At 44.3% G+C, this 24553-nt stretch carries 20 protein-coding genes and 1 pseudogene; 4 read left to right on the top strand and 17 right to left on the bottom strand.

Features of this window, described 5'->3' with window-relative positions; genetic code table 11:
• Positions 1-119 precede the first annotated feature (119 nt).
• Positions 120-545: a flavodoxin gene (locus NE671_RS11340; protein ID WP_059086608.1), complete on the bottom strand. Its 426-nt coding sequence runs from the start codon at positions 543-545 to the stop codon at positions 120-122.
• A 30-nt stretch (positions 546-575) separates the two neighbouring features.
• Entirely contained in the window at positions 576-1169 is a 594-nt protein-coding gene (locus NE671_RS11335; protein WP_022426572.1) for a DUF3793 family protein, read from the bottom strand.
• Positions 1170-1551: 382 nt separating this feature from the next.
• On the opposite strand from NE671_RS11335, the gene NE671_RS11330 reads away from it, so the two are divergent.
• On the top strand, positions 1552-1956 hold the full coding sequence (locus NE671_RS11330) for a Fur family transcriptional regulator (RefSeq protein ID WP_015526389.1): 405 nt from the start codon (positions 1552-1554) through the stop codon (positions 1954-1956).
• 107 nt (positions 1957-2063) lie between these two features.
• Positions 2064-2609 (top strand): NADH peroxidase, encoded by a 546-nt coding sequence (locus tag NE671_RS11325; protein ID WP_015526390.1) that lies wholly within the window; start codon positions 2064-2066, stop codon positions 2607-2609.
• A gap of 88 nt (positions 2610-2697) precedes the next feature.
• Here the strand turns inward: NE671_RS11325 and NE671_RS11320 are convergent, their stop codons facing one another.
• Entirely contained in the window at positions 2698-3264 is a 567-nt protein-coding gene (locus NE671_RS11320) for an HD domain-containing protein (RefSeq protein WP_118752642.1), read from the bottom strand.
• A 221-nt stretch (positions 3265-3485) separates the two neighbouring features.
• On the opposite strand from NE671_RS11320, the gene NE671_RS11315 reads away from it, so the two are divergent.
• A complete protein-coding gene (locus NE671_RS11315) occupies positions 3486-3980 on the top strand; it encodes an HD domain-containing protein (protein ID WP_015526396.1) in 495 nt (164 codons plus the stop codon).
• 99 nt (positions 3981-4079) lie between these two features.
• Here the strand turns inward: NE671_RS11315 and NE671_RS11310 are convergent, their stop codons facing one another.
• Both NE671_RS11310 and ileS read right to left on the bottom strand, forming a co-directional pair.
• A complete protein-coding gene (locus NE671_RS11310; RefSeq protein ID WP_021650270.1) occupies positions 4080-6542 on the bottom strand; it encodes a glycogen/starch/alpha-glucan phosphorylase in 2463 nt (820 codons plus the stop codon).
• On the bottom strand, positions 6542-9706 hold the full coding sequence (gene ileS, locus NE671_RS11305; RefSeq protein WP_114002504.1) for an isoleucine--tRNA ligase: 3165 nt from the start codon (positions 9704-9706) through the stop codon (positions 6542-6544). Before ileS ends, NE671_RS11310 begins: the two co-directional genes overlap by 1 nt.
• Positions 9707-10497: 791 nt before the next feature.
• Between ileS and NE671_RS11300 the strand changes: the two genes are divergently transcribed.
• The gene (locus NE671_RS11300; RefSeq protein ID WP_256163980.1) at positions 10498-11787 is read left to right on the top strand and encodes a D-alanyl-D-alanine carboxypeptidase family protein; all 1290 of its coding nucleotides are present in this window, start codon (positions 10498-10500) and stop codon (positions 11785-11787) included.
• Here NE671_RS11300 and NE671_RS11295 read toward each other — a convergent pair.
• The 12 genes and pseudogenes from NE671_RS11295 to NE671_RS11240 all read right to left on the bottom strand — a co-directional run bounded on the left by NE671_RS11295 (position 11764) and on the right by NE671_RS11240 (position 24074).
• Positions 11764-12720, bottom strand: a complete 957-nt coding sequence (locus NE671_RS11295; RefSeq protein ID WP_256163979.1) for a 3'-5' exonuclease — start codon at positions 12718-12720, stop codon at positions 11764-11766. The two genes, NE671_RS11300 and NE671_RS11295, sit on opposite strands and share 24 nt — an antisense overlap.
• 70 nt (positions 12721-12790) lie before the next feature.
• A complete protein-coding gene (locus NE671_RS11290) occupies positions 12791-13753 on the bottom strand; it encodes a nucleoside hydrolase (protein WP_021650274.1) in 963 nt (320 codons plus the stop codon).
• Between the two features lie 404 nt (positions 13754-14157).
• Positions 14158-14595 (bottom strand): Hsp20/alpha crystallin family protein, encoded by a 438-nt coding sequence (locus NE671_RS11285; protein WP_015526401.1) that lies wholly within the window; start codon positions 14593-14595, stop codon positions 14158-14160.
• 418 nt (positions 14596-15013) lie between these two features.
• Positions 15014-15760, bottom strand: coding sequence for a YibE/F family protein (locus NE671_RS11280; RefSeq protein ID WP_059086598.1), 747 nt, complete (start codon positions 15758-15760; stop codon positions 15014-15016).
• A complete protein-coding gene (locus tag NE671_RS11275) occupies positions 15757-16857 on the bottom strand; it encodes a YibE/F family protein (protein WP_059086597.1) in 1101 nt (366 codons plus the stop codon). The genes NE671_RS11280 and NE671_RS11275 overlap by 4 nt, the downstream gene beginning before the upstream one ends.
• Before the next feature lie 191 nt (positions 16858-17048).
• Positions 17049-18521, bottom strand: coding sequence for a PTS transporter subunit EIIC (locus NE671_RS11270; RefSeq protein ID WP_250789732.1), 1473 nt, complete (start codon positions 18519-18521; stop codon positions 17049-17051).
• Positions 18522-18634: 113 nt separating this feature from the next.
• Positions 18635-19114, bottom strand: coding sequence for a PTS sugar transporter subunit IIA (locus tag NE671_RS11265; protein ID WP_015526406.1), 480 nt, complete (start codon positions 19112-19114; stop codon positions 18635-18637).
• Between the two features lie 215 nt (positions 19115-19329).
• A pseudogene (locus tag NE671_RS16060) lies at positions 19330-19446 on the bottom strand (sugar phosphate isomerase/epimerase); the annotation flags it as partial.
• A 208-nt stretch (positions 19447-19654) separates the two neighbouring features.
• A complete protein-coding gene (locus NE671_RS11255) occupies positions 19655-21655 on the bottom strand; it encodes a CHAP domain-containing protein (protein WP_256163978.1) in 2001 nt (666 codons plus the stop codon).
• A 31-nt stretch (positions 21656-21686) separates the two neighbouring features.
• Positions 21687-22208, bottom strand: coding sequence for a cysteine hydrolase family protein (locus NE671_RS11250; protein ID WP_256163977.1), 522 nt, complete (start codon positions 22206-22208; stop codon positions 21687-21689).
• A 101-nt stretch (positions 22209-22309) separates the two neighbouring features.
• The gene (locus NE671_RS11245; RefSeq protein WP_173739580.1) at positions 22310-22702 is read right to left on the bottom strand and encodes a beta-galactosidase trimerization domain-containing protein; all 393 of its coding nucleotides are present in this window, start codon (positions 22700-22702) and stop codon (positions 22310-22312) included.
• Positions 22703-22778: 76 nt separating this feature from the next.
• Positions 22779-24074 (bottom strand): aminotransferase class V-fold PLP-dependent enzyme, encoded by a 1296-nt coding sequence (locus NE671_RS11240; protein WP_173739579.1) that lies wholly within the window; start codon positions 24072-24074, stop codon positions 22779-22781.
• Positions 24075-24553 lie beyond the last annotated feature (479 nt).

Below are 24553 nucleotides of genomic sequence, written 5' to 3'. Positions count from 1 at the left end.
CGCTCAAAATAAAACACCACCCGGACAAAAAAGATATCTATCCCTTCTGTCCGGATGGTGTTTGTGTTTGAAAATCCAATGCTCTGCTCAGTTTTTATTTATTTGAAATCTAATAGATCTTATGCAAGTTTTCCGCCAAGTTCACGGCAAGCTGCAAGTCCTTCATCATCAGGTGTGTTGTTTACAATGAGTCCTTCATCATCAACAAGCTCTGCGCCTGCGTCTTTTGCTCTGCCGCACCATGTTCTCATCCACTCTCCGTCGCCCCAGTCATAGGAACCGAAAAGCGCAACTTTCTTACCGGAAAGTTTACCTTCCAGATCAGAGAAGAATGGCTCGAACTCACCCTCCTCAAGCTCCTCATCCCCCATAGCCGGACAACCAAGAGCCAGAACATCAAAAGAAAGCGCTTTATCCACATCCGCATCAGCCACTTCCATAATCTCAACATCCGCACCGGCAGCCTTGGCACCTTCCTCAACAGCCTGTGCCATTGCCTCTGTGTTGCCTGTGGAAGACCAGTAAATAATTCCTACCTTGCTCATCTTAAAAACCTCCTGTTTTTAAACTTTATATTATACGCACATCTGAGATGTACAGAGATGCTTCATACCAACAACCTGCAAAATCGAATACCCCGCACGGATCTGCGCCGCAGTAAACTCCCGGCACTTATCATAGCTGTCAAAAATCCTGCGAGCCTGCTCCACATCATCATAAACCTTCCAGTAACCACACATCTTGCAGCCACTGCCTCCGAACTTCCGGAAGCCCTTCACGTCTTCAATGGGATAACCCAGGAAAAGTCCGATCTCATGAGGAAACTCCGTCTTATGAAAAAATCTCTCCTTCAAACGGGCGATCATCTCATCCAAAGAACTATCTATATTATACCCATCCTGAAGCAAAAGTTTCCTGGCTTCATCCTGCTTAAGATATTCCTGCAGCATATCCGGCCGGTACACCAGAAGAAGATAATGCTTCCTGCATCCACAGATGATCTCCATACGGATACCTTCCCGTTCAAGACTCTCCTCATAATCCGAAATGATCTCCGGCAGCTCCGGCATTTTTTCCTTGGAAAAGGAAACAAGATTCGCCGGTTTCATTCCCATTAATACAGGGGAACAATGATAACCCATGACAGATTCAAATTTTTCACAAGTCATTTGCATTCTCCTTTACGTTTTAGTTAGATTCTTCTAACTATTGTAAATATACCGCCAAAGTTAGTCTTTGTCAACTTATTTTTAAAAAATTTTCCTTGCGGACTTTTACTGATAAAATCCTATCATTAAGGGCACAATATTCCTTATAACAAACACTCTGTCAGACATCCGACTGCCAGTTCTCACCATTTAACCGAATCAAGTAAGTCCTCTGCAGGGTTGCAAATATCCCCTACACCCGCAGCGTAAAAATACTCATTTACATCCAGCTCATAAAATGAAAATATTTCAGGATAATCATATCCAAACCTCTTGACAAACTTCCCTCTGTCATATATTATAATATCAGTAATAATTACTATTACTGATAGGAGGAAACATTATGGCAGCACTTAAATACAGCCGTCAGCGAGAATCCATCAAGGAATTTCTGAGATCCAGAACAGATCATCCAACGGCAGATACAGTATACGAGAATCTTCGACAGATCTACCCGAATATCAGTCTCGGAACTGTCTACCGTAATCTTTCTCTTCTCAGTGACATCGGTGAAATCCGGAAGCTGACCAATTTCGGAAGCGCGGATCGCTACGATGGAAGGGTCGCACCACACTCACATTTCATGTGTACCAGATGCAACCGGGTGATCGATATGCAGTCAGACAGCCTTAACGGAATTCTTGAACAGGCAGCTGCAGAATTTATCCACGGAAAAGTCTTTGACGTAGATGCAAGCTTCTATGGAATCTGCAAGGAATGCCTGAAAAAAGAAGAAAAACAAGCTTGACAAAATAAAGATCACATGGTATCATAAAATAGTAATAATTACTATTATTATTTTAGAAGAAACAAAAACAAACAATATATTTCAAAAAAGAAAAGGAGATCATTACTATGGCTAAATGGGTATGTACAGTATGTGGATATGTTTATGAAGGCGAGCAGGCACCGGAAGCCTGTCCAGTATGTAAAGCACCAGCTTCTAAATTCCAGAAACAGGAAGGCGAGCTCTCATGGGCAGCTGAGCATGTTGTAGGTGTAGCTAAAGGCGTGAGCGAGGACATCCTTGCAGACCTGAGAGCGAACTTCGAGGGCGAGTGCTCCGAGGTTGGTATGTATCTTGCAATGGCTAGAGTTGCTCACAGAGAAGGATATCCGGAAGTTGGTATGTACTATGAAAAAGCAGCTTACGAGGAAGCAGAGCATGCAGCTAAATTCGCAGAGCTCCTTGGTGAGGTTGTAACAGACAGCACAGAGAAGAACCTTCAGATGCGTGTAGAGGCTGAAAACGGCGCTACAGCAGGTAAATTCGACCTTGCAAAACGTGCGAAAGCAGCTGACCTTGACGCAATCCATGACACAGTACATGAGATGGCTAAGGACGAGGCAAGACACGGCAAAGCATTCGCTGGACTGCTTAAGAGATACTTTGGTAAATAAGAAATCCGCATAAAATCGGAATTTTTACAAGAGGGAACCACGTAAAATGGTTCCCTCTTTTTTAATGTTTCTGATGGAGATGTGCAAATTAGTGTACAGATTTTTCAATCTTCCGCACACTATCTGCTCTTACCTGCTCCCGAAGCTCCGTCAGATAATCTGAGAATTTCACCTGTTCATTTCCGTAGGTCATCTGCAGGTTATATTCCAGTGGGATCCAGGTTTTGATGTCGGATTCATTGTGCTGGATCAGCGCTTCCAGTTTGTCCAAAGCTTTGTAGATTCTGGATTCCAGAGTCTGCTGTGCTTCCATTTCCTGATACAGTTCTGCCATCTCTTTATCAAATGGTTCCGGCAGAGTTTTCACCCATTCACCCAGCACATCGGCTTCTTTTTCTGAATCTTTTACTGTTTTTTCAAAAGCTGGGATATCCCCGGTAAAAGCTTCTCCCATATCATGGATCAGACACATTTTCATGATCTTCAGAAGATCTGCCTCCGGAAACTCGTCGCTGACAAAATATGCCATCAGAGAAATTCTCCAGGAATGCTCCGCAACACTCTCCCGCCTGCCTCCGGATGTATAGCAATGACGCACTGCATCTTTTAATCGTTCTGCAACAGAAAGTACTTCAATCAGTTTTTCTGGTTTCATATTCGTTCTCTCTCCTCCGTCTTTTCATAATATTTTCACTGACACCAATTCTGTTCATTACTATACCATATCTCCGGTCATGGAAAACAGATGAAAAACAGAAGATTCCATTCTGAAAAAATTTGTCTCAACTAATTTATAAAAAAAATATAAACTTTATTGCATTTTTCTCCATAATCGTCATAATGAAATTATAAACAAAAGAAAGAAGGTGATTGCCGATGGATATCACGGTGTCGGATGAGGTCTCACAGGAATATCATGCGCTTGTGAAGAACATCCTCTGTAACAGAGAGTTCCTGAAGCTGAGCCTGTACACCCACCACCAGTGGACCACACGGCTCATGCACAGTATCAATGTTTCTTACCTCTCCTGGTTCATTGCCAGGAAGCTGGGATGTGACGAGAAAGCCGCCGCAAGGGCAGGACTTCTCCACGATTTCTGTCCCTATGACTTCAGGGCGAAGACACCGACCGGTGAGCATCAGGCGTTTTATCACCCGAAGGCTGCCGCAGACAACAGTGCCGCACACTTTGATGTCACAGACAGAGAGCTGGATGCGATACTCTCACATATGTTCCCTCTGGGACCTCTTCCACGCAACAGGGAAGCCTGGATCATCAGCTTTGCCGATAAAGCCTGCGCCATCGCGGAAGGCTGCCATATCGCCATTGCACTGGCCAGACGGAACCGGATCGTCATCAATCCGGCATAATTTCCACACAAAAAACAGGGCCGTCGCCACTTCTGACGCGCCCTGTTTTTGTGTGGAAATTTATTTTATGGTAATACTTTGCAGATTACTTTCTATATCTTAGTTCTCTTTCACAACAACCTTATCCAGATGCCAGATATCATCTACATACTCCTGGATAGTTCTGTCGGATGTGAACTTACCGCTGCATGCTGTATTGAGAAGTGCCATCTTAGCCCAGCGTTTCTCATCCTTATATGCTTCCTCAACACGCTTCTGTGCCTCTGCATAGGAACGGAAGTCGCCAAGGATGAAGTACTGGTCAGGTCTCGGCATGTTGCGTTTGTCGAGAAGTGAATTGTAGATGTCACGGAACATCTCTGTATCACTGGAGAAGGTTCCGTTGATCAGCTGCATCAGTACCTGACGGATCTCCGGATCTGTGTTGTAGATGAAGTCCGGATCGTAACCGCCGTTGTTCTCATAGTTGATGATCTGGTCGGAGCTCATACCAAAGATAAATGCATTCTCCTCGCCAACCTCCTGTACGATCTCAACGTTAGCACCATCCATGGTTCCAAGTGTCGGAGCACCGTTCAGCATGAATTTCATGTTACCTGTACCGGAAGCCTCTTTACTTGCTGTGGAGATCTGCTCGGAAACATCTGCTGCCGCAAAAATGATCTCAGCGTTGGATACACGGTAGTTCTCGATGAATACAACCTTCAGCTTGCCGTTGATGGAAGCATCATTGTTTACAACATCTGCCACACAGTTGATCAGCTTGATGATCTTCTTTGCACGTGCGTAAGCTGCGGAAGCTTTTGCACCAAAGATAAATGTTCTTGGATAGAAATCCATCTCCGGATGTGCCTTGATCTGGTTGTACAGATAGATCACATGCAGGATGTTAAGAAGCTGACGTTTGTACTCATGAAGTCTCTTAACCTGGATATCGAAGATAGAGTGCGGGTCAACCTCAACACCATTGTGCTCCAGGATATATTTTGCAAGACGCTCTTTGTTCTTGAACTTGATGGTCATGAACTCCTGAAGAGCCTTCTCATCGTCTGCGTAAACTTTAAGCTTGGAAAGCTGGGAAAGATCTGTGATCCAGTCCGGTCCGATCTTGTCTGTTACCCAGTCAGCCAGAAGCGGGTTTCCATGAGCAAGGAAACGTCTCTGTGTGATACCGTTTGTTTTATTGTTGAACTTCTCAGGCATCATCTCATAGAAATCCTTCAGCTCCTGATTCTTGAGGATCTCGGTATGAAGGCGTGCAACACCGTTTACAGAGTAGCCTGCAACGATCGCAAGGTGAGCCATCTTAACCTGTCCGTCATAGATGATCGCCATCTTCTTGATCTTCTCGAAGTTTCCAGGATATTTCTGCTGGATCTCAAGAATGAAACGACGGTTGATCTCCTCGATGATCTGGTATACACGCGGAAGCAGTCTGGAGAACAGCTCGATCGGCCATTTCTCAAGTGCCTCGGACATGATGGTGTGGTTGGTGTAAGCACAGCATTTTGTTGTGATATCCCATGCCTGATCCCAGCCAAGACCTTCCTCATCGATAAGAATACGCATCAACTCTGCAACTGCAACTGTCGGATGAGTATCATTCATCTGGAATACAACCTTCTCATGAAGCTTGGTAATGTCGTCGTGTGTTTTTTTGTATTTGGCAATCGCTGCCTGAAGGCTGGCAGATACGAAGAAGTACTGCTGTTTCAGACGAAGCTCTTTACCTGCCATATGGTTATCATTCGGATAAAGCACCTCTACGATAGTACGTGCAAGGTTCTCCTGCTCTACTGCGTTGTGATAATCACCCTTGTCAAAAGAGTCAAGGTTGAAGTCTACGATCGGCTCTGCATCCCAGATACGAAGTGTGTTTACAACATCGTTGTTATAACCTGTGATCGGCATATCGTAAGGAACAGCCTTAACTGCCTGATATCCTTCATGGATGAATTTATTCTCGTTCTTCACCGGATCCCACTCAACGCGTACATATCCGCCGAAATGAACCTCTTTTGCATACTCCGGACGACGGAGCTCGAAAGGATAGCCGTTCTTCAGCCAGTTATCCGGTGCCTCTACCTGATAACCGTCACGGATCTCCTGCTTGAACATACCATAACGGTAACGGATTCCGCATCCGTATGCACAGTAGTTGAGAGTTGCAAGAGAATCCAGGAAGCATGCTGCCAGTCTTCCAAGTCCACCGTTTCCAAGAGCCGGATCCGGCTCCTGGTCTTCGATGCAGTTAATGTCAAGTCCAAGCTCCTCAAGAGCCTCCTTAACCTCGCCGTATGCACCAAGGTTGATCAGGTTGTTTCCAAGGGCACGGCCCATAAGGAACTCCATGGACATATAATATACGATCTTCGGATCCTGTTTTTCATACGCCTTCTGGCTCTTGAGCCAGTTGTCAATGATCACGTCCTTCACAGTGTAGCTTACAGCCTGAAAGATCTGCTCCTGTGTAGCCTCTTCCAGTGTTTTTCGATAAAGGAATTTTACGTTTTCTTTTACACTTTTTTTGAATTCCTCTTTCTCAAACTGCTTGTCAATCATTAGTTTTCCTCCTGTACTTTGGATACTCCCAGTGTTACAGCCTCTTTATTGATGTTCCACTCCTTGGTGTAACCCTCTGCTTCTCCCAGAATAATGTTTTCTGCCAGTACTTCACGTTTGATCTCATCCTGGTTTGCTTTCATGATATCCATGATCTTATCGTTATCTTTTGCATAGACAATGATCTTGTCCATGACTTCGAAACCAGCCTCTTTACGCATGGTCTGAACCTTGCTGATGATCTCGCGGACAAAGCCCTCCTGGATCAGTTCGGGTGTAAGGTTTGTATCAAGGACAACGGATGTCTCACCGTCTGTCTCTGTCACATAGCCCTCGCTCTGGGCTGTTTCGATCAATAAGTCTTCCTCTGCAAGCTCGACTCTGTTTCCGTCAATGTCAAGAACGAGAACACCATTATCTCTCAGCTCTTTCATTGCTGCGGTTCCGTCGATCTCGGAGAGTGCGGTACGGATGCCGTTCAGAAGCTTGCCGTATTTCGGTCCTACTGTACGAAGCTGCGGCTTGAAGCTGTAGGAAATGAAGGACTCTACATCATCTGCGAATTTCACTTCTTTTACGTTAAGCTCATCTGCGATGATATCTGTGTAGAATTTATCCATAGCTTTCTCAGCTTTTACATACATGGTTCCGATCGGCTGACGGTTCTTAATGTTTGCGGTATTTCTGCATGCACGTCCGAGAACAACGATCTCAAGAAGCTCTTCCATGTTTGCCTCAAGATCCTTGTCGATCCATGCCTCGTTTACCTCCGGGTAATCGCAAAGATGGATACTCTCCGGAGCATCTGCATCAATGCTTCTTACAAGATTCTGGTAGATATCCTCAGTCATGAACGGGATCATCGGAGCTGCAGCCTTGGCAACTGTTACCAGTGCTGTGTAAAGTGTCATGTAAGCATTGATCTTATCCTGCTCCATGCCCTTTGCCCAAAAACGCTCACGGCTTCTTCTTACATACCAGTTACTCATATCGTCAACAAATTCCTGGAGTGCTCTTGCAGCCTCCGGAATCTTGTAGGAATCAAGATCCGCATCGACAGTCTTCACCATGGTATTCAGCTTGCTGAGCAGCCATTTATCCATAACCGGAAGCTTATCGTAATTTAAAGTATATTTAGTCGCATCAAAATTGTCAATGTTCGCATACAGTACGAAGAATGCGTAGGTGTTCCACAGAGTGCTCATGAACTTTCTCTGTCCCTCTACAACTGCCTTGCCATGGAAACGGTTCGGGAGCCACGGAGCACTGTTGATGTAGAAATACCAGCGGATTGCATCTGCGCCGTATTTGTTCAGTGCATCAAACGGATCTACTGCATTTCCCTTGGACTTACTCATCTTCTGTCCGTTCTCATCCTGTACATGTCCCAGAACGATTACATTCTTATACGGAGCCTTATTGAAAAGCAGTGTGGACTCAGCAAGAAGGGAGTAGAACCATCCTCTTGTCTGGTCAACAGCCTCGGAGATGAAGTCTGCCGGGAACTGCTGCTCGAACAGGTCTTTATTCTCAAATGGATAATGATGCTGTGCAAAAGGCATTGCTCCGGAATCGAACCAGCAGTCGATTACCTCCGGTACACGGTGCATGGTCTTGCCGCAATCCGGACACTTCATGGTGATATCATCAATGTATGGACGGTGAAGCTCGATGGTCTTCGCACGCTCGTCACCACTCTTCTCATAGAGATCCTGGCGGCTTCCTACGGATTCCATATGTCCGCACTCACACTGCCAGATATTCAGTGGTGTTCCCCAGTAACGGTTTCTGGAAATACCCCAGTCCTGAACGTTCTCAAGCCAGTCACCGAAACGTCCCTTACCGATGCTCTCCGGAATCCAGTTGATAGTATTGTTGTTACGGATCAGATCATCCTTTACTGCAGTCATCTTGATGAACCAGGACTCACGTGCATAGTAGATAAGCGGTGTGTCACATCTCCAGCAGTGCGGATAATCATGCTCGAATTTCGGTGCATCAAAAAGCTTGCCCTCTTTGTCAAGGTCTGTGAGGACCATCGGGTCCGCTTTCTTTACGAATACGCCTGCGTATGGTGTCTCTTTGGTCATGTTGCCCTGTCCGTCTACGAACTGTACGAACGGAAGGTCATACTCACGTCCGACACGGCTGTCATCCTCACCAAATGCAGGTGCGATATGAACGATACCGGTACCATCACTCATGGTAACGTAGTTGTCACAGGTTACGAAATGAGCTTTTTTGTGCTGTTTTGCTGCTGCCTCTCCTGCACATGCAAAAAGCGGCTCATATTCTCTGCGCTCAAGGTCTGTTCCTTTATATTTCTCAAGGATCTCATATGCAGGCTCATCATCCTTTGCAAGCTTGCCGAGAACCTTGTCCAGAAGTGCTTCTGCCATGTAGTAGGTATAACCATCTGCTGCTTTTACCTTACAGTAGATCTCATCCGGGTTTACACAAAGTGCAACGTTGGATGGAAGTGTCCATGGTGTTGTTGTCCATGCCAAGAAGTATGCGTCCTCACCAACAACCTTGAAACGTACGATCGCAGAGCGCTCTTTAACAGTCTTGTAGCCCTGAGAAACCTCCTGTGCGGAAAGAGGAGTTCCGCAGCGTGGGCAATAAGGAACGATCTTAAAGCCTTTATAAAGAAGACCTTTTTCCCAGATCTCTTTCAGCGCCCACCACTCGGACTCGATGAAATTGTTGTCGTATGTTACATACGGATGCTCCATGTCAGCCCAGAAACCAACGGTAGATGAGAAATCCTCCCACATTCCCTTGTATTTCCATACGCTCTCCTTACACTGCTGAATGAACGGCTCCATTCCGTACTCCTCGATCTGCTCCTTGCCGTCAAGGCCAAGCTTCTTCTCAACCTCAAGCTCAACCGGAAGTCCGTGAGTATCCCATCCTGCTTTTCTCGGAACCATGTACCCCTTCATTGTACGGTATCTCGGGATCATATCCTTGATAACTCGTGTCAGAACGTGTCCGATATGTGGCTTACCATTTGCGGTAGGCGGTCCGTCATAGAATGTGTATGTCTCGCCCTCTTTACGGCTGTCCATACTCTTTTCAAAAATCTTGTTGTCTTTCCAGAATTTCTCGACTTCTTTTTCACGGTCAACAAAATTCAGATTCGTGTCAACTTTACGATACACAATATTTACCTCCTGTGTCTGATTACTGGCTGCTGCCTCATCTGTAAGGCCACAGCGGATTGTTTCTTCACAGATACCTGTTCGTGCCAATGCTTCGGGCACTTATAAAAAAAGACCCCATCCTGTAAAAGGACGAAGTCTGATTCGCTGTACCACCTGTTACATTATACGGGCCTGTGTCCGGATCCCTGCGTCTTCTGCTGTGTTCTTATGCTCTGTGTTATGGCGCGGGCTGTTGTTCCATGTCTGTTCATGGCGGACAATTCTTTGTATCTGCCGATATATGTTCCCTGTAACGGAGGAAATCCGTCAGTTCTTACTTAATGATCATCTGTATATCAGATATTCTTCCGGCTGCTGCCGGACAACTTCGGAACTGAAGCTCAGGAGTGATATTCCGCCATATTTACTCGTCCCGGGCTCACACCATCCCCGGTTCGCTGCAAGCTTTCTATATGGCCTACTGTCTCCATCACAGCTTTTTCTATATACGCTGTCTATTATAGGTTGGGGAAAATCCATATGTCAAGTGTTTTCATGGATTTTTCTTATTATATGTCTGTTCACTTCTTCTTAATGGAATTTTCACAGACTGCAAGTGGTTTTTCCGGGAGGAAAGTGGTATACTACTACAGAATCTTGAGGGCAAAAATACAGCGTTTCATTAATACAATGCTATAATTAATGAAATACTGCACCTCATCACAAAACGGGCAAGATTTTTTCGGTTACTGATTCTCAAATGAATAATAACCTTCTCGCCCGGATTTATCACTGAAAGGTATCTTGTTATGAAAAATATGAAAAAACGATCCTTGCGCCGGATCTTTGCAGGCATTCTCGGCATAGGGATCCTGCTCACAGGCGCAGCTCCCTGCGCGGCGACTGCCTATGGATACGATGAATATGGTGATCCTATCGTCACTGCCACACCGGTTCCTGATGGTCAGGCCGCAGCAGTCACGCCTGCTCACTCCAGCTATTATTCACAGGCTGCCGACACCGATTCCATTGACGGGTGGCCCAAAGGTCCCGGCATCGAAGCACAGGCTGCAGTCCTTATGGACGTAAATACAGAAGCCGTTCTTTATTCCAAAAATGCGGACACACAGCTCTACCCTGCCAGCATCACGAAGATCCTGACTACACTGCTTGCCTGTGAAAATCTGAATGCTAAGACAAACATTACCGTATCTGAAAAAGCTTCCACCAGTGTAACTGCCGGAGATTCCAGTATTTATGCTGCTCCCGGTGAAAAATTCACCAGGGATCAGGCCCTGATGGCTGTCATGCTCCAGTCCGCTAATGAAATGTCTGTCGCCATTGCGGAAGAAGTTTCCGGCTCTGTAAAGAAATTCGCAGAACTCATGAACTGGCGCGCCAAGCTTTTTGGCTGCAAGAACACACACTTTAATAATCCCAACGGTCTTCCGGATGAGAATCATTACACCACAGCCTCCGACATGGCAAAGATCGCCAAATCCGCCTGGCTGAATCCTCTTTTCCGGCGATACTGCACCAAACGTTATTACGAGATCCCGCCTACCAATAAATTTGCGGAAGCCCGCCAGCTGCTCAATCATCACAAGATGATGAAAAACGGCGAATATTATTATGAAGGCGTCCGTGGCGGAAAAACAGGTTACACGGATGCATCCGGCAACACACTTGTCACCTACTGCAAACGAGGAAATATAACGCTGGTAGCCGTGATCCTGAATTCTACTTCCGCGGCAAATGCTTACAGCGATACCGCTTCTCTTTTTAATTATGGTTTTGAAAATTTTGAAAAGGTGGATATGAAGGTGTCCATGGAGCCAGTCCCGTTTAAGGTACTCCCTTGTGACAAATATATCCTTAAGAATAACGGAAACACCTATCCGTTTTATTATCAGACAAAGGTTTATGTGACTCTTCCAAAAGGTATCAAAAAATCACAGCTTAACAAACGCCAGGCCGTTCTTCAGAATGCTGTCGGCCCACTGCGTCTGAAAAGCAAATATTATTATAAGAAACAAATGGTCGGATGGGGAATGCAATACGAACGAAACATCGTATCAGATCTTCTCCTGGCTGCGTAACATTTTCCTGCGGCGGAGAGATTCGTGCTTTTCACGGATCTCATCCGCCGCTTCTGTATCTTCTGCTCTCAGGGTCTTCACCCCGAAATATTTTCCCTCATCGGTTTTTCGAATCCGGATCTTTCCGGCAACAGGTCCATGCTCATGGCAAAGGGCAAGGCTGTAATATACCTTGGAATTGTTGGTACTGAACCAGCGGATCTTCCTCTTGGCAGGGCATCTGCAAATGGGACACATGGTACTTACCATGGTACGGTCCTTCATCAGACGCTCCTTTGATACAAATTCCCTGGACACAAACTTGTCATGGTCTGTATAGGAAATATAGATCTCGCTGTCTCTGGATTTTGGATTCTGATATACATCCAGGGACGGATGGCGGATCATGCAGGCTTCATCGATCTCCAGGAGTATCCTGGCAGTATAGCTGGCGTCTGTCAGTGCCCGGTGAAAATCCCGGTTTTTGGGAAGCTGCAGGTAGTCTGTAGCATATTCCAGGGAACGCCTGGATATTCCATCCTCAAATTTTATGCTGAAAAGTTTCTGCACATCGTAGTAATGCACCGGCCCTGGCATCAGCTTCAGAAGATTATAGTATTTCATATTGCGCTGAAGTTCCATCACATCCTGGTCTCCCCAGGTAAAAAAGCGATACTCCTCCCCGCACCATTCCAGAAATCTGCGGATTGCCCTTGGAAAAGGGATGCCTTTTTCCAGTTCATGATAATCCACGTGGATCACTTCGTGGATACTGTCGTGGATCCAGTGGTACACTTTGGGCTTGATCAGGCACTGAAAGGTATCAACGATCTCTCTTTTTTCATTTAATTTTACTGCCCCGATCTCTATGATCTCAAACGGGAGCCGACTATCCGGATGTCTTCTTCCATCCGGATTCTGGTTCCATTCCAGGTCAAATACAATATAGTTCATGGGTTTTCTGTCCTCTTATCTGACTGCTCAGCTGCTTCATAAATGCAGCTGTTTCCGGATCGTTGTCCGGCTATTTCATATTTTTACATTCGGACACAGAATAAATCGCTTCAAACAGCTCCTGCTGGAAGCTTTCTGTATCTGCATCTGTCAGAATCATATCTTTCATTTCGTCTTCTTCGTGTAGCCACCAGCGGAAATCGCATAATGTGGCACCCCGTCCGGCACCGTCTGAACAATCCACATCCAGGAATACTTTTTCTGTTTTAAAGAACTCCGGATGGATGAGATACATAAACGGTACAGCAGCATGGATACTTGCCACGCAGCGATATTTGGAAAAATTTTCAAGTACGTAGCCAGCCATATCTCCACAGGCTCTGGCTGCCGGATCACCGGACTGGCACAGCTTCATGATCTGGTTTCTGGTGAGATTACATTTCAGGGTAGCATCCAGTCCACACATGATCAGTGGAATTCCGGAATCGAATACGATCTTTGCCGCCTCCGGATCTGCGTAGATGTTGAATTCCGCTGCCGGTGTGATGTTTCCGCCTTTTGCTGCACCGCCTGTAAATACGATTTTTCTGATCTTATTCTTTATTTCAGGAAAAACCTTTAACAGAAGTGCAAGATTAGTCATTGGTGCAGTTTCGATCATTACTACCTGCTCGCCCTCAGGAATGGCATTCAGAATGTCACGGATAAAAAGCACTGCATTATCAGAAGCAGCCTCTGATTTTGCTTCCGGCAGTACGCAATGGCCAAGCCCTGTCTCTCCGTGGAATTCTTCCGCATAAATTGCCGCTTTCACAAGAGGACGGTCCTGGCCTCCTGCCACCGGAACCTTCAGTCCGTAAAAATCCACCAGCTCCAGTGCATTTTTGGTCACTCTTTCTATCCTGGTACTTCCTGCAGATGTCGTCACTGCAAGCAGCTCCAGTTCATCCTGATGTGCTGCCGCATATGCCAGTGCGATCCCGTCATCGATTCCGGGATCACAGTCCATGATAACCTTGATCTTATCTCCCATATATTCACCTCTGTAAAAACTCTTTCCCCAATTTTATAGTATTGCCGAATTTCCGCTGTTTACCTGTTCCAAGTATAACAGAGTGAGGAAAGAGTGTAAAGTTAATCAGAATTCGTTACTGTTCACTCCGTTCTCAGCAACACGCTTCGCGGAATATTACCAGTAAACAATAATCAAAATTCACCTCTGTACTTCAGGCTGAAACGTAAAGAACCCCTCTGCCAGGCATTGGCAGAGGGGTTGAAAAAAGGGGGTTATATTCATTTATATAAACAAATGCGATGTGCAATTTGGAGCTTTAATATTTGCAATATCCGTTTGGGTTGTTCCGGATATTGTTATTATGCTATATCCCATCACCCGGAGCTTGCAATCCAGTACCGGGGCTTCACAATAAATGCTGATCAATCAATAGAAACAAATTTCTTCTCTTCTGCTTCTTTCTTGGTCTCTTCCTTCGGGAAGGTTACATGAAGGATTCCGTTCTCATATTTCGCATGGATATCTTCATGCTTAATGCTCGAGCCTACATAAAAGCTTCTGTTGCAGGTTCCTGTATAACGTTCTCTGCGAACATATTTACCTTTATCATCCTTCTCGTCTTTCTTCTCTTCTCTGGTTGCCTGAATGTTCAGATAACCATTCTTCAGCTGGATCTTCACATCCTCTTTCTTAAATCCCGGAAGATCGATCTCCAGTTCATAATTGCCATCTACATCACGGATATCTGTCTTCATCATATCCTTCACCTGAGGATAAGCATTGGCAGCTGCCTGACGGCCTGTCGGATATCCCATAAAATCATCAAATAAATCTTCTCCGAAAATACTTGGCATTAACATAACTCATTCCTCCTGATCTATATTCGCTGCGTGCTGCGCAGGCGTTTTTAATTTACTGTTTCTGAAAACATCTGCAAATTCTGTAAGAACTTTCTCCGGAAGATTTCTTTTTTCTCTCTTCCTTTGTTCTGTATGTACTATAACACGCATTATTAGCACTGTCAAGAGGCGAGTGCTAGTTTCACACTTTCTTCACATTTTCCGTAATTTTACGATCCATTTTTCCGATACATATGTCTTAAGCGCCGAAGATAGAAGGACTCCCAGGATCAGAAATGGAACTGCCTGAAAAAACACTCCCATAAATACATAAATATAATAACTGCTTTCATAAAAAAGAGCCCACGTCTGCTGAATACAGAAAAGAACATCTGTATCGGGACCATGGATTCCGTATTCAGTGCAGTGGAGATATGCTTCATGAGATCTGTCGAATAATACATTTAATCGATACCGGGACGGTAATAAGGCAGGCTACCGCACCAGATAGCATGGCTGCAACATCCTGGAATAGGAACTGGGAATTAAGAATGATCTCTAGGCTATATTGCTGTGTCTGAATGTATGAAAATAATAAAATAGTTCCTCCAAGATAAGCAAACAGCAACGTATTTACCGTTGTACCGATAATTTCTTTCCCAACCTGATAGCCAGAAGCTGTAAGCTCTTTCGCTGTCAGACTGTTTTTATGAGTCCAGACTTCATATACAGAAGATGTTACAGATAATGCTGTATCGATAACAGCCCCAAGAGTACTGAAAACAGTTACAAATATTCCTACATGAAGCATGTTAATATGAAGGTCCGTACTGTAATAATACATAAAATCGTCTTCCGAAATCTGCAGCTCATTTAACCCGTAACTTCCTGATCTCCATGTAATAATATAAATCGGAATAAACAAAAGTAACATTACCAGCAGTGTAGCCAGAAAAGCCGCCCGCGTCTTTGGATTATTTCCGTTCTGATAAAACAGAGAAATATAACAGACACCTGCACCTGCCACCAATATCAGGAGCAGTACAGGAAAACCGGCAGACATCAGCATAATTGAAAAAAATAAAATTACAATATTCCCCGCCAGTGTCATAATTGACATGGCTCCACGCTCTCCGCCAATCAAGATCACCAGAAAAATTAAAATCAATGCAAGAAAAATGATCATTCTCTGACACCCCTTTTCCGTGATGGTATTTTCATAATCACTGAAGCAATAAAAACAGATACCGGTATTGCCAGTACAATTCCAATACTTTCTATCAGAAAACGACAGATATCATATGGAATGTGGTATCTCACGATCGTTACAAAGCTTATATCATTATTCATCTTAAGTATGAACATGGGAATCATGCCGCTTGCCAAAACAAACAGCAGTACATTTATCATGGTTCCCATAATATCATATCCGATTTCACGACCGGAATGTATCAGTCTTCTCAGAGAAACCGATGGATTTTTCCGCACGATCTCTCCTACTGCTGCGCTGATCGTCACCGTCACATCCATAATTGCACCAAGTCCTGTCAGCATAATATCTGCCCAGAATATATCTGCTGAATTGCCTGTACTTCCAAGGTATTCCAGATTGGAATAATCCAGATCTCCGTACATATAAATAGAAAATTCAAACAATGCCATGATCAGAAACAGAACACACAGTGTTGAAAGAACTGAGGAAAATGTTTTTCTATGAATTCCATTTAAGCAGATCAATGTAGTCAGTGAAAAAAGAACTGCGATGACATTACAGATATTTAAAATATTTTTCCCTTCTGTAAAAGCCTGAAATCCATACGCAAATATGACTGTATTCAGTATCAGTGATATGATCGTGTAAAATCCCTGCTTTCCTGTAATGCAGATCAGCAGAAAAAATAATCCTCCTGCCAGTAATGCCAGATACCCATCCCTTTTTACAGAACGTATCGTTTTTCCGGGGCTTTCCTTTGAACCGCTTAAAAGAACGGTGTCTCCTTTATGATATTTCTTGGTCTGAACCTGAGAAGATGTATATTCATTAGAGACCGTTATTTTTTCCCCTTTATGCGAACCGTTTAATATCCGTGCCGTAATATTCTGAGTATAATAATATTCTTTTGAGCCCCTGGTTCCTTCTCTGCTCAGAGTCTGTTTTTCTGTTACGGAACATATTTTTGCCAGCGGTGTATGATAAAATCGGGAATTACAGCAGGTAAACAGAACAAAAATAATATATATGCCGGCTAAAAGATATTTTTTGTGAAATATGCAGGATTTCATTAACTTCATTCCCCCTGTAGAAATATTGCAATTGTAAACGCACTGACCGGTTGCTTTTTATCGAAGTAACATTCTACGCTTTTTGAAAGTATTGGTCAATATAAGGTATACAAAAAACAGCAGCAGAACCGTTTTCACAGTTCTGCTGCCCCCATAATTATTTTAACAAATACCTAACTCCAAAAAAACCATTATTTACAAAGCGCAGAAAATGCATCTGCAACAAACTGAACCTTGGTTCCGATAATAACCTGTACAGAAGTTTTTCCAGGTTTGATCACGCCTGCAACACCTGCAGATTTGATCACCTTATCATTTACAGCTGTAATATCCTTAACCTCAAGTCTCAGTCTTGTGATGCAGTTATCGATGCTTGTGATGTTCTCTTTTCCGCCACAGCCTTCCAGGATCTTCGCGGCAATAGCAGTATAGTCATCATTTGCAAGCTCGATATTCTTCTCTGCCTCAAGATCGTCATCGTCTTCTCTTCCCGGAGTCTTCAGATCAAATTTCTTGATGGCAAAAAGGAATACAACATAGAATACGATAAATGCTGCAATTCCAAGAGGAAGGATGAGCCATGTCTTCTGTGCTGCCGGAAGTGAGGATGAGAAAAGTAAATCCATCGCACCGGCGGAGAAGCTGAAGCCTGCACGGAAGCCAAGAGCAACTGTGATCATGGTAAAGATACCGTAAAGTAATGCATAGATCACATAGAGGCCAGGAGCAAGGAACATAAATCCAAACTCGAACGGCTCAGTTACACCACAGATAAATGCACAGATCGCTGCAGATGCAACAAGACCGATGGCAACTTTTTTCTTTGCAGGTTTCGCACATTTAACCATTGCAAGTGCTGCACCAGGAATACCAAACATCATACATGGGAAGAATCCGGACATGTACATTCCAAGGCTCCAGGATACATCTGCAGAGGTTTCACCTGCCCAGAAGTGCTGAAGATCACCAAGTCCGATGGTGTCAAACCAGAATACATTGTTCAGTGCGTGATGTAATCCGGTAGGGATCAGCAGACGGTTCAGGAATGCATAGATACCTGCACCAACAACATCCATACCTGCAACTGCTTTTCCTAATGCTACAAGTGCACTGAAAAGTAATGGCCATACAAACAGTAATACAACAGATACAATAATGGAAACCACTCCTGCGATAATCGCTACGCAGCGCTTGCCGCTGAAGAATGACAGCCAGTCAGGAAGCTTGGTGCTCTTGAATTTGTTATAGCATGTAGATCCGATAATACCGGCAAGGATTCCGATAAAAGGATTCGCAATTTTGTCAAATGCAAGAGTTTTTGTTGCACTGTCAGCGATTGATGGCATGATGGTTGTAACAAATCCTGTAGAAAGAAGTGTTGTGAGCATCAGCCAGGATGCAAGTGCAGCGATTCCGCCGGTTCCGTCATTCTTTTCTGACATACCGACACCAACACCGATAGCAAAAAGGATTGCCATGTTGTCGATCAGAGCTCCGCCTGCCTTAACCAGAAACAGACCGATCAGATTGGCTGCGCCATGAATGTCTCCACCCTGCATGGTTGCCGGACATAACCAGTATCCGATACCCATGAGGATACCACAGATTGGCAGTACTGCCACCGGAAGCATTAACGCTTTTCCCAGTTTTTGAAGAAATTTCATATATTTCCCCTCCCTTAAAATAAATATATTTGACCGGATCACTCCGGTTATAACACCCCGAAAATTGCTACTATCTCCGGGCTGCTATAAGCCTGTCAGCTGCATGAAGATGATCATGAAAGCTTGAGGACGGCTTCATCCGCCGAAACATCCCCCTCCTTCTGGAGGCTTATCTTTCCGTAATCATCTGTGTTGCAGATCAGAACCGGGATAATCGTGTTTAAACCGGCTTTCTCAATTTTGTCCAGATCAGCCTCTATCAGAAGGTCACCCTTTTTAACCTTGTCACCTGCTGCAACGTGGGCTTTAAAGGGTTCTCCCTTAAGTGTGACTGTATCCAGTCCGATATGTATCAGTATTTCCGCGCCCTGAGTGCTTGTCAGCGTAACTGCATGAAGCGTATCAAATACCATTGCCACCTCACCGTCTGCCGGAGCATATATCCTGCCGTCTGCCGGGATCACGGCGAAACCGTCACCCAGTACCTTATCCGCAAAGACAGGGTCCGGAACCTCCGCAAGGGGAACCACTCTACCCTTACAGGGTGCATAGATTAAATTCCCTTTATCTTTTCCTTTAAAAAATTTCAGCATATTCTCTTCCTCCCGTTGTTTTCCCACTTCCTCAGGTATTGATATCCGTAATGTTGATTTGTAAATATATCTATATATTTTTTATCAACGCCGGGTTTATATTATATATTTCGCATAATTTTCATATTTTTGGTTTTGTCCACATTTTTATCGGTATTTTTCAAAAAAATAAGCTGTAGCACATTAATGCGACAGCTTATGCAAGAATATTCAGTTTACTTCAGCAGTTCTTTTTCAATCCTTTCTCTTGCCTCCGGAGCCTGTTTATTCATCTTCTCCGGGAAGCCGAACATGGATACACAGGCGATATTGTCACCGCCCACCTTCGGTGCAAGCTACAGATATCCCGTCATTTTTTTCCTGTATTTCATAAATTGTACAATATATGTAAAGCTTTGTCGGTCGCTTACTACAAAATTTTGATCCGTTTTGAAATAAGTTTCTTTACATTTATCCCAAAAAACTCCCTCACATATCAGTTTTTTCTGATACATGAGGAAGTTTCTGATTTATGACTGTGATTTATGACTGATCTATGATCTATTTTGCTTTATAACGGTAAACGGTTTTTACTGCTGTGCTGTCTTTACCGGTTGTCCAATCACTTTCGGAGGTTGTGGTCTGAGTCTGGAGTTTTTTGTTCTGGTACTGGTTCATGCGGTACCAGGCCTGGCCTCTGGCTCCGTGGCTTCCGTAGGCGCCGTTACAGGTAGTTCCGCTGGAGCACCATACCCGGCTGCCGTTCCCGTTCCAGTTCAGCAGATAATAGGTAATGCTCGGGTCATCTCCATCTGCGCCGGAAGCAGCTACGGTTACCTGACTGGCTGCCACACTGTCAAAATGTACATAAGAGCCCGTCTGTGCAAAGTTTACATTCTGTCCGGTATTCGGTCCACAGAAATGATAGTAATAATAGCCCACCAGCTGTCTGGAAGCAGATGTCTCCAGTGGTCTTTCAGACTCATAAACACCACCATCGTTGACATAGCTGGAGGTTGTTTTCTGATAGGTGTGTTTATACTGGATCGTATATTTATCGGAAGTGATATTCTTTGGAAGCGTATCCACATAAACCCAATTTTTAGGTTTCGCCTTGATCTTAAAGGTCTTTGTTACGGTTCCGCTGTAATTCCCCTTAAACTTCACCGTTACCTTATAAGTACCAACATTTTTTCTTCCACGGGAATATGACACCTTGTAATTGCCGGAACTGATGGTTTTTTTATTCACACCGGTTACTTTTACCTTCGGTGTTTTTACTTTTCCGTCGTATGTATAGCTTGTTGCAGAAAGCTTTATTGTCTTCGGATAATAGATTGTTTTCTTTCCGGTCACCGCACCGCAGGAGCAAAGATACTGGACATATCCGTTCCTGGATGTAGTTGCTTTCTTCACCTGTTTTTTGTAGCTGTGTTTATGAGCTTTTCCGGTAATCTTAAAGGTTTTTGTAACGGTTCCCGAGTAATTGCCTTTAAACCGAACTGTTACCCGGTAAGTTCCAACATATTTTCTTCCGGCAGAATAGGTAACTGTATAGTTGTCTGCACTGATCACCCTGTTGTTGCTGTCTGTAACCTTTACCGTTGGCTTTTTTACTTTTCCATTATAAGTATAGCTTGTTCTGGAAAGCTGTATTTTTTTCGGATAATAGATGATCTGTTTATTCTGTATACTTCCGCAGCTGCACTGCTCCTGTGTATATCCGTTGGCAGTGGTGGTTGCCTTTACTGTTACTCTCTGATAGCTATGTGTATGTGTGACCGGAGCTGCCTGGACAGTGAAATTCACAGAATCCGAAAATGTATATGCATACTGTGCATGATTCACAGATGCCACCGCTACCCTGTAATTCCCCGCCGGCAGTGTGCAGGACCAGCTTGTTCCATTCACTCCATACTGAAATTGCGTCGGATTGGATTCTCCTGCTTTATACACATATACATCATAATATCTGGCATAGCTTGTTGCATTCCAGGAAAACGTTGTGGTCTGATTCGCTTTTCCCGGATTCACGCTCACATATGGCTTGCCCGGTACACGAACGCCCGGATAGATAAAGCCAAGCAGCACCTTGTTGGAATCATAAGGGCGCCTTCCTCCGACTGCATTGGTCAGTGTATATCCATATGCAACTCCATGAGAGGATGTCTGATCTTTGTCCGTTCTTCCTCCCTCATCTACCGTAAATCTGTTGTTTCCAAGATTAGCTGTTACATAAGCAACATGTCCGTAATAATCTCCGCTCCATACAGCAATAGAACCGGGAACAGGCTCATTTCCTACTGCATAGCCCTGATTGATAGCATTTTGCCACCAGCTTACCGCATTTCCCCATGAAGGCAATGCAATTCCCTGTCTGTCATACACGCACTGCCATGCAAAGCGTGTGCAGGGAATCTCGTATAAGCCATCTCGATCCACATCCTGTGTTGTAGGATAGGGATTACCTGCTGCTGTTACCGTTGCTACCGGTACCGCACTGAAGGCAGTTACTGCGGACAGCGCAAGGACCATTAATTTTTTCAGAAGCTTCTTTTTCATAGTTTTCTCCTTTCCTGTGGTTTCATCCTTCTTACCGGATAATCCTGATCTGGCACGCCTCCATAGCTTTCAGTGCATTCTCATGACTCTCCGGTGTTACACCTGCGCAGCACGTGGCATCAACACAGATCGGCACTTCCGGAAGGGATGCTTTGATCAGCAGAGCATTGGAGATCACACAGATATCTGTGCAAAGTCCCACAAGAGTAATACTTCCGATTCCTTCATCTTCATCGATCATAGTCAATTCCCCGGCAAGATCAGTGGAGCCGAAGGTTTCTTTATCAATGGGTTCTGTTTTCCTTAAGGCGTCCAGCTCTTCCCGAATCTGCCATCCATCTGTGCCCCTGATACAGTGAGGAACCGGAAGGTTTTTCCCTTCCTGTGTCTCCAGATAATACGTTTCATGGGTATCCCTTGTAAAAAATACCTTTCCTTCAAAATTCCGGATCTTCTCCTCCACCTTCGGAACAATGGCAGCTGCCTCCTTCGTGCCAAGTGCACCGTCGATGAAATCATTTTGCATGTCTACTACAATGAGAATGTTCTGCATGTTTGTCACCCCTTGTTTCATAATTTATTTCTGTACGACAAGTTTATGATACTCTTATTGTGCATACTCTCACGGAAGATGTCAAGGTAAAGAAAAGTCTCTCAGACTTCAACGATCCATACATCCCACGCAGGAATGATCAGCTGTGACTCCGCTTTGATCGTCTCACCGGTAAGTACGTCTTCTCCATCACTGTATTTATACGCAACAGACTGCTCCTTTGCAGAATAATTCAGAAAATACCAGACAGTTTTTCCAAGATCATTCGTTCCTTCACGAACGATCACCGGATATTCATAACCGGATAACTTTACCTCTGCATCGCCAAGAGCAGCTTTTATCACATTCTGAAGTGTGGCATTATCTGTCATGCATCCCAGATAGTATGCCATACCTTTTCCATACTGGTTTCTGGTTATTGCAGCATATCCTTTCCAGTTATAATGTTCATATTCTGCAAGCACCTCTGCGCCTTCCGGTTTGAGAAGTTCCATAAAAAACCGCCCTTTTCTTCCATGCCAAAACATGAGAAAAGGGCGGTTCCTGTTTCATTTTTTTACAAAAACTGTTTTATTTACCTTCAGCAATGTCCTTAGTGATCTTCAGGAATTTATCGATATCATCTGTTCCATGGCAATGGAGCGGAGAAACACGAAGTGCACCATCAAGGCCAAGAGTCTCAACAATACGTTTGGAATACGGGCTGCTCTTTACACGCTCGAACAGAGTAACTCCATGCTCAAGATATCTTCTTGCACACTCTGCAAATTCAATACCCTCGATACCCATGGCAACGATCAGATCCTTATAAGTAAGATCCTCCATATCCACATAAACCTGAACCCCCGGAATATGACGAAGCCCCGGAACCTTATCGGTACCTTCCAGCATACGGTACAGAAGCGCTCTCTCCTGAAGATGAATGTGATTCATACCCTCAACAAAAAGCTCACGCTTATTATATTTCTGTGCGGAATCGCCTAGGAAATGTTTACCGATACTGCAAACATAATCAATAACAGCCATCATAGCCGCAAAGTTAGCCGGAGCCGGAGTACCAAGAGCCCATACATTATCATCCTTGCAGGTCAGCTTGATATGCGGCATCACAGCAACACGGTCAGAAACATAAGCATAACCGCAGCCACGTACACCAAAGAACTTATACGGTGCAAAGTTGCAGACATCCACATCCCAGTCCTCAACATCGATCACTGCATGAGGAGCATGCTGAACTGCATCACTTACAATGTAGATATCCGGGTTGATCTCTTTTGCACGACGTGCGATCTCCTTGATATCCATGATATTACCGGAAATATTGGAAGCAGCCATAATACTGAGAAGAACCGTATCCTTATCTACATACTTCATGATCTCATCCGGATCAAGGCCACCAGTCACCTTATTAGCCGGAACCTCACGAAACTCTCTGCCGGTCTTTTTACAGTAATACTCAACCGCATCATGAGCAGACGGATGCTCCAGAGCAGAAGTAACTGCGTTCTTACCCCAGTCAACACCTTCCATGATCGTACCAACCGCATGGAACATGGTCTGAGAAGCAGTCAGCTCAGTGATAAGCGCACCACTCTTCGCACCAAAAATAACCTCAAGGATCTCCTGCGTACCATTCTTAACATAATCAGCCAGATCAAAGCCCCTGCCACGGGCACGCTCCGGACAATCCGGAAATTCCTCAATCGCAGCCTTAGCCTCAACAGCCTTCTTAAGTCTCAGAGAACCACCGGAGTTCTCAAAGAAAAGTCTCGCGCCATACTGTGGATCCTTATCTGCATAATAAAACTGAGACTTCAGCTTCTTCTGATATGTATCTGAAAACAAAACGCCATGATTAAATTCCATAATAATATCCTCTCCTTCATCACATAAGCCCCGGCAACCCGGACAGCCAGCTATTCATGAACACTCTCATTTCATACGACTGTGTTCAGTATATATCTCTCATCAGAAGATAGCATAACACATTTACAAATAGTTATAAAATGAATAATGTAACTGTATTATATTAACATTGTTTATATTTTAACACAGCATAGCAACTCTGTAATACCGTCAAAAAGCAATATGCACTTTTTACATAACCACGAACATTACAAGTCTGCTTCTTCATATCGTTTCCTTATATCTCATCACATCCCCCACCTGTCATCCCAGGCATCCAGTATTTATAATTTATACTCCGAATACAACTCCCGTCTCCTTTATCAGGCAGCCTGAAATTTTCGCTTTTCAAAGCTGAAGAAATTGTGAGGGGGAAAGCACTCAAAGTTGCGAAGCCCGCTTTCAATGCCATTTAGTTAGAACATAGTATTCCAAAAGAT

Origin of the sequence: Blautia sp. DFI.9.10, from assembly GCF_024461705.1 — a bacterium.
Taxonomy (GTDB): Bacteria; Bacillota; Clostridia; order Lachnospirales; family Lachnospiraceae; genus Blautia_A; species Blautia_A fusiformis.
Note: the sequence above shows the minus strand (reverse complement) of the source record. Positions and strands in the feature narration are given on the sequence as shown.